The 8998-nt window shown below is 39.7% G+C and carries 7 protein-coding genes and 1 pseudogene; 7 read left to right on the forward strand and 1 reads right to left on the reverse strand.

Annotation, left to right across the window (positions count from 1 at the left end; genetic code table 11):
* Positions 1-81: 81 nt before the first annotated feature.
* The 4 genes and pseudogenes from AC6F75_RS03415 (at position 82) to AC6F75_RS03430 (ending at position 4471) form a co-directional block, all read left to right on the forward strand.
* Positions 82-414: a single-stranded DNA-binding protein gene (locus AC6F75_RS03415; protein ID WP_500713546.1), complete on the forward strand. Its 333-nt coding sequence runs from the start codon at positions 82-84 to the stop codon at positions 412-414.
* Positions 415-551: 137 nt separating this feature from the next.
* Positions 552-929: pseudogene (locus tag AC6F75_RS03420) on the forward strand (GxxExxY protein).
* Between the two features lie 106 nt (positions 930-1035).
* On the forward strand, positions 1036-3144 hold the full coding sequence (gene recQ / locus AC6F75_RS03425) for a DNA helicase RecQ (RefSeq protein WP_500713547.1): 2109 nt from the start codon (positions 1036-1038) through the stop codon (positions 3142-3144).
* A 754-nt stretch (positions 3145-3898) separates the two neighbouring features.
* Positions 3899-4471: a tetratricopeptide repeat protein gene (locus AC6F75_RS03430; protein WP_500713548.1), complete on the forward strand. Its 573-nt coding sequence runs from the start codon at positions 3899-3901 to the stop codon at positions 4469-4471.
* 113 nt (positions 4472-4584) lie between these two features.
* Here AC6F75_RS03430 and metG read toward each other — a convergent pair whose 3' ends face one another.
* Positions 4585-6666: a methionine--tRNA ligase gene (metG, locus tag AC6F75_RS03435; RefSeq protein ID WP_500713549.1), complete on the reverse strand. Its 2082-nt coding sequence runs from the start codon at positions 6664-6666 to the stop codon at positions 4585-4587.
* A 120-nt stretch (positions 6667-6786) separates the two neighbouring features.
* Here metG and AC6F75_RS03440 point away from each other — a divergent pair, with 120 nt between their 5' ends.
* The 3 genes from AC6F75_RS03440 to AC6F75_RS03450 all read left to right on the forward strand — a co-directional run.
* Positions 6787-7395, forward strand: coding sequence for a hypothetical protein (locus tag AC6F75_RS03440; protein WP_500713550.1), 609 nt, complete (start codon positions 6787-6789; stop codon positions 7393-7395).
* Positions 7388-8311: an LD-carboxypeptidase gene (locus AC6F75_RS03445; protein WP_500713551.1), complete on the forward strand. Its 924-nt coding sequence runs from the start codon at positions 7388-7390 to the stop codon at positions 8309-8311. Before AC6F75_RS03440 ends, AC6F75_RS03445 begins: the two co-directional genes overlap by 8 nt.
* Before the next feature lie 217 nt (positions 8312-8528).
* Positions 8529-8998 (forward strand): transposase (locus AC6F75_RS03450; protein ID WP_500713552.1); only part of this gene is annotated, 470 nt, incomplete at its 3' end.

Here is an 8998-nt window from a genome sequence, read left to right on the forward strand (position 1 = left end):
TATGGTGGCTGTATAATCTTTGCATCGTCGAAACATAAGAACTCGATAGTATCAATTGTTTAACATTTAAATTTAATTATTATGAACGCACTTAGAAACAAAGTACAGTTGATTGGAAGATTAGGACAAGATCCTGAAATCGTAAATCTTGAAAGTGGCAAGAAATTAGCAAAATTTTCTTTGGCCACCAATGAAAACTACACCAATGCAAAAGGTGAAAAAGTTGAAAACACTGAATGGCACAACATCGTGGCCTGGGGCAAAACTGCCGAGATTATTGAAAAGTATGTCAACAAAGGACAGGAAATTGCCATCGAAGGCAGGCTCACTTCCCGCGCTTATGAGGATAAAGAAGGTGTCAAGCGGTACATTACAGAGGTGGTGTGTAGCGAAATGCTTATGCTCTCCAAATAGGGAAATTCCAAATTACAAAATCCAAATTCCAAATGGCAGGGAAACCTCCTCGGGATTTGGTTTTTGTAGTTTGATGTTTAATCCTAAAAAATCTTTGCGCCTTAGCGCCTTAGCGAGAAACATTTAAAATTTATCCCATGTCAGAAAATCAAATTTCAAAAATTATAGTAGATGTGTGCTATAAACTTCACCTACACCTTGGGCCCGGACTTTTGGAATCGGTTTATGAAACCATTCTGTTTTATGAACTCACTGAACAAGGCTTAAAAGTCGAAAGGCAGAGACCCATTCCTGTTTTTTAGAATGAAATCAAAATGGAACTTGGTTTCAGGGCAGACCTGATCATTGAAGGTAAAGTAATTGTTGAAATTAAATCGGTTGAGCAAATTGCTCCGGTTCATCCTAAACAATTACTAACTTATCTAAAAATTACCGGATTGAAATTAAGGCTGTTGGTAAACTTTAATGAACCCTTGATTAAAACCGGCATTACACGAATTGTAAATAATTTATAAACTGTTATGAATCTCTCGCTAAGTCGCAAAGACGCAAAAAATTAAAGTGCTTTGTAACTTTTTAAGAGAATTATAATCAACCAGTAATAATACTTGTTTTCGCATTATGATTACAACAGACACCACAACCACCCTTCTAAAAAAACACTTTGGCTTTGACAGTTTTCGTCCCAATCAGGAAGCTATTATCAATGACCTCCTTTCCGGAAAAGACCTACTGGCGATTATGCCTACCGGTGGCGGGAAATCGCTTTGTTTTCAGCTTCCGGCTTTGATGCTTTCCGGAACGGCCATTGTCATTTCACCACTCATCTCCCTGATGAAAGATCAGGTGGATGCCCTGCACGCCAATGGGATTCCGGCGTCCTTTTACAACAGTTCGCAAAGTGTGGATACCCAAAACAGGGTACTTCAAAACCTGAGAGAACAAAACATAAAACTTCTATACGTCGCCCCCGAAAGCCTGAACTTTCTATTACCCCATCTCAATGAAAATAATGTGGGCCTTTTTGCCATTGATGAGGCCCATTGCATTTCGGCATGGGGACACGATTTTCGGCCGGCATATACCCAACTCGGAAAACTCAAAAAACGTTTTCCAAAAATCCCGGTAGCCGCATTTACCGCCACGGCCGATGTGGCCACTCAGGACGATATTGTCAAGCAGTTGCACATTCCAAAAGCGCAAAAACACCTGGCTTCCTTTGATCGGAAAAACCTCTATCTGGAAGTGCGCCCAGGCACCCACCGCTTGCCACAAATCCTTCGGTTTTTAAAAAACAGAAAAGAAGAAAGCGGGATCATATATTGCCTCAGCCGAAAAAGCACCGAGACCCTTGCTCAAAAACTTGTTGAAAATGGCTTTCAGGCACAGGCCTATCACGCCGGTTTGGACACTGAGGAGCGCAGCCGCATTCAGGTAGATTTTGTCAACGACCGCACGCCCATTATCGTGGCGACAATCGCCTTTGGTATGGGAATCGACAAGAGCAATGTGCGCTGGGTAATTCACTACAATATGCCCAAAAACATTGAAGGTTATTATCAGGAAATCGGTCGCAGTGGGCGTGACAGCCTTCCGGCACAAACCCTGTTATTTTACAGTTTTGCTGATGTGGTGAAACTAAGACAGTTTATTGAGGAGTCACCCAATCGCAAATTTCAGTTAGCTAAACTCGAACGCATGCAACAATTTGCCGAAGCCCTGAGTTGCCGGCGCATAGCGTTGTTGAATTATTTTGGCGAACACATTTCTGAAGACTGCAACAACTGTGACAATTGCAAGACCCCACCTCAATTTATTGACGGCACCGTGCTGGCGCAAAAGGTGTGCTCGGCAGTCTATCGACTTTCGGAAAAAGAACCTTTGGGTATGCTCGTGGATGTGTTGCGGGGTTCCAAAAATGCCCAGGTGTATGACAAAGGCTATCAAAACATCAAAACTTACGGAACAGCTAAAGACATTCCATGGTTGGATTTACAGCAATACATCATTCAAATGGTGAATCAGGGTATACTGGAGATTCGTTTTCACGAAAAAGGGCGTTTGCTATTAACTCCTTTAGCTAAAAAAATCCTCTTTGAAGGGCGAAAAGTCAAACTGGCTTCGCTGCAAATCAAAGAAAAACCGGCCGTAAAAGAACGTGTGGAAAAACCAGAATCTTTTGGTTTGTTTGAAAAGTTAAGACAACTGCGACGCGAAATATCCATCGAAGAAAATGTGGCGGCTTACATTGTTTTCAGTGACGCCGCCTTAAAAGATATGGAGAAACTATTACCGGAAACTGAAGAAGAATTCCTGCAAGTAAGCGGTGTGGGCGAAGCCAAAAATGAAAAATATGGGCAACGGTTTTTAGAAGCCATTAAAGCCCATTTGATTGAAGAGCAAGACGAAGAAGCCATAAAAAAATCAAAAATACCGACACAGCAATTAAGCTATGAACTCTTTGAAAAAGGAATGACCGTTGCTGAAATTGCAAGAGAGAGAAACCTGAAAGAGGATACTATTTATGGTCATTTGCAAAAAATGCATCAGGTGGGAAAACCGGTCAACCTTTATGATTTTGTCAATCAGGAAGAGGTTAATGTAATCCTGAAAGCCAAAGAGGAACTGCGACACAATGAGAAAAGCCTCAAACCTATTTTTGAACATTTAAAAGAAAAGATTCCTTACTGGAAAATTAGGGTGGGTTTATACCTTGAAGATCAAATATAATTTTTGAGAGCGGTTCAATATGTTTTTGCTCCATATCTGAACGAAATTAGATATGAATGTTGTTTGAAATAAAAAAACCAATATATTTGCCCCCTATGAAAAATCAAAGACAACATATTCGTTTTACATCGCTTTCACCCGATGGAAATGCTATGTGGAAAAACTATGTTTTACCGCTACAGGGACGTATTGTTTTTGGTTTTAAGTTATTTCAAGTCAATTAAAACTTAAATTTTAAACCACTATATAACAAGCGTCCACCAAAATGGACGCTTTTTTTATACAATTTTTAAAAATTTTAAAAGTGAAAAGATAGGAACCAAATATGACAATTGAAAGTTAAGTTTTTGAATTTAAGTGGACTGCAAATCGGCCTAAAGCCGGGCAGGATTTCTATGGTCTAAATCAAAACAAATAACTGAAAATCAATTAAATAAAATTTAAAAATTATTTGGAAATTAAAAAAATTCACTCATCTTTGCATCGCAATTTTAATGATTGCCAAAAACAAATTATCAATTAAATAACAGAAGCTATGTGGTATCGATTAAACACCTCAGAACGTCAGAAGCATTTTGATATGCTGTATGACACGCTTCGGAATTTAAATCTCTTTTAGAGTATGATAAAGATCCGAAGCAAAACTTAACCGTTTCGGATTTTTGTTGGAATTTCCTTCATCCATTCCGTTACGGGAGTGAAAGCCAAAAAGGGTTTTCTATTTACCAACCAAATAACAAACGTAATGGGAACAATGAACCTGTATTTATTCAAGGCAATCGAAGCTTACCCATGGGAACTTGAAAAAGCCGTGGAAGCTTTGAACTATGCCTTGGCTTATGAACCGGAAAATGCAAATGCACTTAGCCTGATGGGAAAAGTCTATGCAGAACAATTAGAGGATTATGAAACTGCTAAAGCATATTTTGAAAAGGCTTTGGTTTCAAACCTTGAAATGCCTGGCATATACCCTGACTACATCAGGACACTTTTGGCCAACGAGGATTTTGAAGAAGCTCAAAAAGTCATTGACTTTGCCCAAAACCTGAAAGGTGTTGACAAAGCAACCATAAAGTTGCTGCAAGCCTGCTTGTTTGAAGCAACATCAGACTTTAAAAAAGCTGAAGAAACCCTTAAGGAAGCCGCTCACTTTGCTTTGAACAATGGCTTTATTGAATTTGTTGACGCTGAAATAGCCCGTGTGGCCAAAAAACGCAGAAACCAACATCAATTTGAAAAAGAAAAAATTGAAAAAGAGCAAGTGGAAGCTGAAGCGAAAAAGAAGGATGAAAACTGGTTCCTCAACCGGTTGAATAGTCTTCTTTAGAATATATCCCCGCAAATTGCGGGGATTTTTTTATCAAAAATAAACAGACAGCACTAATCTGTATCATCAACGGGAGAAAAAATAGCCCGCAGAATTTGCTAATTTGCAGATTTTTAATTTATCGTCATTCCATTACCCACACCTTCAACGTCGGGGTTGAGAAAAATGAGTTTGCCATCTGAATTTTCGGTCATAAGAATCATTCCCTGACTTTCCACACCACGCAGTTTTCTGGGGGCCAGATTAATGAGAATTGTGACTTGTTTTCCAATGATTTCTTCAGGGGTAAAACTTTCTGCGATTCCTGAAACCACGGTGCGCACATCGAGTCCGGTATCTACTTTTAAAATCAATAACTTATCAGCTTTGGGCATTTTTTCAGCTTCAATGATGGTGCCAACGCGCATATCGAGTTTGGTGAAATCTTCAAAATTTATGGTTTCTTTTTGTGGCATGAGTTTCGGTTTTTTTTCAGTTTGTTTTTCGCTTTTATTGGAGGCTTTAGTGGCCTCAAGCTTGTCTAATTGCTGCTGGATTTGGTCGTCTTCTATTTTGGAGAAAAGCAAATCGGCTTGGCCGATTTGTCCCCCTCTGCCTATCGGCATCTCCCCCGAAGGGGGAGAAGAAATATCGTTCCAACTAAGAGTAGGATTCAGATTTAGAATTTTCTTTAATTTTTTTGATGTAAACGGCAAAAAGGGTTCGCTTAAAACAGCAAGTGCAGCTGCAATTTGCAGGGCGACATACATCACGGTTTTGGTGCGCTCTTCATCTGTTTTGATGGTTTTCCAGGGCTCTTCATCGGCGAGGTATTTGTTGCCCAAGCGCGCGAGGTTCATCAGTTCACCTTGCGCTTCACGGAAACGGTAACGCTCAATGGAACTACCAATAACATCCGGATAGGCTTTCATTTCATTCAGGGTTTGAGTATCTATCTCTTTTAATTCGGAAGGTTGGGGTACGTGACCATCATAATATTTATGTGTCAATACCGCAACACGGTTGATGAAATTTCCGAAGATAGCCACCAACTCATTGTTGTTCCTCGCTTGAAAATCTTTCCAGGTAAAGTCGTTGTCTTTAGTCTCCGGGGCCGTTGCCGTCAATGTGTAACGCAATACATCCTGTTGTTCCGGGAAATCTTCCAGATATTCGTGCAGCCATACCGCCCAGTTTTTGGAAGTAGAAAGCTTGTTGCCTTCCAGGTTTAGGAATTCGTTGGCGGGTACATTGTCGGGTAGGATGTAGCTTCCTTCCGCCTTGAGCATGGCCGGGAAAATAACACAGTGAAACACGATGTTGTCTTTGCCGATGAAATGTACCAGTTTGGTGTCGTCACTTTTCCAGTAAGGTTCCCAGTCTTTTCCTTCTCGGGCGGCCCATTCTTTGGTTGACGAAATATACCCAATGGGTGCATCAAACCAGACATACAACACTTTTCCTTCGGCTCCTTCTACGGGAACGGGGATGCCCCAATCTAAGTCACGTGTCACAGCTCTTGGGCGCAAACCATCGTCAATCCAGGATTTAACCTGTCCGTATACATTGGGTTTCCAGTCTTTTTTGTGGTTAACAAGTATCCATTCTTTTAGGAAGCTCTCATAATTTTCTAAAGGTAAAAACCAGTGTTTGGTTTTTTTCATTACCGGAACAGCTCCGCTTATGGTGGATTTCGGATTGATTAAATCGGTTGCGTTGAGGGAGGTGCCGCATTTTTCACACTGGTCGCCATAGGCTTCATCGTGACTGCATTTTGGGCAGGTTCCGGTGACAAACCGGTCTGCTAAAAATTGGTCTGCTTCGGGATCGTACAATTGTTCGGTAACTTCTTCAATGAATTTTCCGTCATTATATAATTTCTTAAAAAATTCAGAAGCCGTTTCATGATGAATCTTTGCCGAAGTGCGCGAATAGTTATCAAATGAAATCCCGAAATCTTCAAACGATTGTTTGATGATGTTGTGGTATTTATCGATGACCTCCTGAGGAGTGATTCCTTCTTTTTTGGCTTTCATCGGGATAGCCACACCGTGTTCATCGCTTCCGCAGATGTAGGCTACATCTTCACCTTTCATTCGCAAATAACGGGCATAAATATCGGCCGGAACATAAACCCCTGCCAGATGGCCAATGTGAATTGGCCCGTTAGTATATGGCAATGCTGCAGTGATGGTATAGCGTTTTGGTGTTGTCATGAAAGGTTTATTTTTAGTGCTACAAATGTAAGCAACGCAAAGATATTTACCGTTAATTTATTGCAAAAGGGAATTTGGGAACGGGTATTTATGTCTAATTTTATCTGAAACAACCAACATATGAAAAAATTCATCTTTATAGCTTTGCTTTGTATTTTATTTTCCTGTAAAGGAACCAAAAGTACCGCCGAGGCTACTGTTATGGCTGAAAAAACAAATCCAAAAAACTTTGTAGTTGAGAAAATTGCCAAAACACATTCGCCGGAAGCACTGCTTAAAAACTACCCGGATGCTAAATCAAAAGAAGGAGTGGGAATGTTTGATGAAGGAACAGTTGAACGTGCTTACACAATACTGTATCCCGACACCAAAAATGAAATTTATTTAATTTGGGACTCGCCTGAAAGGAGTAAGCTGTATCAGGTTTATTTTTCAAATGAAGGAGACTGGAAGTCTGAAAAAGCGATTACGATTGGCACCACTTATGAAGAATTGGTAGCGCGCAACGGCAAACCCGTAAAGGTATATGGTTTTGGATGGGATTACAGCGGGGCAGTTGACTGGAACGGTGGGAAATTGGAAAATAGTAAATTGCAGGTTTATTTGAAACCGGCAAAAGAGCCCAAACCAAAATTTTATGGGGATGGCATTATCAACCCCACTGAAGCTGAACTGAAAGAGTTGGATTTGACGGTGGGCCAAATCATATATCACTTAGGAAATGAATAAACCGGGAAATCTCAAAAAAGGCGATCAGGTGGCCATTGTTTCAACGGCACGAAAAATTTCTTTGGAAGAAATTGAGCCCGCAATCGCCCTTTTGAAATCCTGGGGACTGAAAGCTGTGGTGGGAAAAACCATTGGTGTAGCCGAGAATCAGTTTGCCGGTAGTGATGCCTTGCGCATTTCAGATTTTCAAATGATGCTTGATAATCTGGATATCAAAGCTATTTGGTGTGCCCGCGGCGGGTATGGCACTGTGAGAATTATCGACCAACTCGATTTTACAATTTTTAAAAAGTATCCTAAATGGATCGTGGGTTACAGTGATGTTACAGTTTTGCATAGTCATATTCACAATTTGGGTTATGAAACCATACACGCTGAAATGTCAAAAGAGATTAGAAAAAAATCGGGGCTGACAAGAATTTCGCTTAGAAATGCACTTTTTGGCAAGTTACAAAGTATAAAATATGAACATCAAAATACTTTTCACAGAGAAGGCACAGCTAAAGGGCAATTAACAGGGGGTAATCTTTCTGTTTTGTATTCGCTTTGCGGAAGTCCTTCAGTGATTGATACTAAAGGAAAAATACTATTTATAGAAGACCTCGATGAATATCTTTATCACATCGACCGAATGCTGCAAAACCTGAAGCGCAACGGTTATTTTGAGCAACTTGCCGGGTTGATTGTTGGAGGAATGAGTGATATGAGGGACAACACAGAAGCCTTTGGTTTTAAAACCGATAACCCTTACGGGAAAACCGCTAAGGAAATAATCAATGAAACAGTGGCAGGATATAATTTCCCGGTGTGTTTTGATTTCCCTTCTGGACATATGGAAAATAATATAGCACTTGTTTTGGGAAGGGAAATTGAATTACAGGTAACAGGAACTATGGCAAAATTAAAATACAAATAGAAGACTGCCTAAAATGCATTTAACCACAAAGTTTAAAGGATTTAAAAATTCACAATGCACTTTAAGCTATTTAACAGCACATTGTGTATTTTGATTTAGTTAGCCAACCCTTAAAAACGTTTTAAAGTATTGATATTCAATATATAAAGTTAATTTTTTCTTGGTTAAAGATGCAAGTTTTTGTATATTTACTTTGTAAATCTTGCATATTTTTTAAATGAAACCACATCAAAAACCAATCAATCAAAGTAGTTTGTTTTTTAATTTTGAAGATACCTTAAATCAAAAACATCCTTTGTATATTTTGGCCAATAGAGTTCATTGGCAGGTATTTGAAGATGCTTTTTTGCCCTTTTACAGTCAAAACAAAGGCAGGCCAGGAAAGCCCATTAGGCTAATGGTTGGGTTGTTAATGCTAAAGCATATCCGCAATGTATCTGATGAGGGTGTTGTGGAACAATGGAGTGAGAATATCTACTACCAATATTTCTGTGGTGAGGCCTCCTTTGTATCGGGAGCACCTTGTGAGGCTAGCGAACTGGTTCACTTTCGTCATCGCATAGGCGAAAAAGGTATTGAACTTATTTTAAAAGAAAGTATCCGTATTAATGGAGATGATAGCCAAGATGACAATGTAAATGTAGACACTACCGTTCAAGAAATACGAAGTATTCATCGAGACCATTG

The sequence above is a fragment of the Planktosalinus sp. genome (assembly GCF_059864935.1).

Bases quoted from the DNA above. Each gene is read 5' to 3' on its own strand.
- AC6F75_RS03415 (WP_500713546.1), top strand. From the start codon at position 82: ATGAACGCACTTAGAAACAAAGTACAGTTGATTGGAAGATTAGGACAA.
- recQ (WP_500713547.1), top strand. From the start codon at position 1,036: ATGATTACAACAGACACCACAACCACCCTTCTAAAAAAACACTTTGGC.
- AC6F75_RS03430 (WP_500713548.1), top strand. From the start codon at position 3,899: ATGAACCTGTATTTATTCAAGGCAATCGAAGCTTACCCATGGGAACTT.
- metG (WP_500713549.1), bottom strand. From the start codon at position 6,666: ATGACAACACCAAAACGCTATACCATCACTGCAGCATTGCCATATACT.
- AC6F75_RS03440 (WP_500713550.1), top strand. From the start codon at position 6,787: ATGAAAAAATTCATCTTTATAGCTTTGCTTTGTATTTTATTTTCCTGT.
- AC6F75_RS03445 (WP_500713551.1), top strand. From the start codon at position 7,388: ATGAATAAACCGGGAAATCTCAAAAAAGGCGATCAGGTGGCCATTGTT.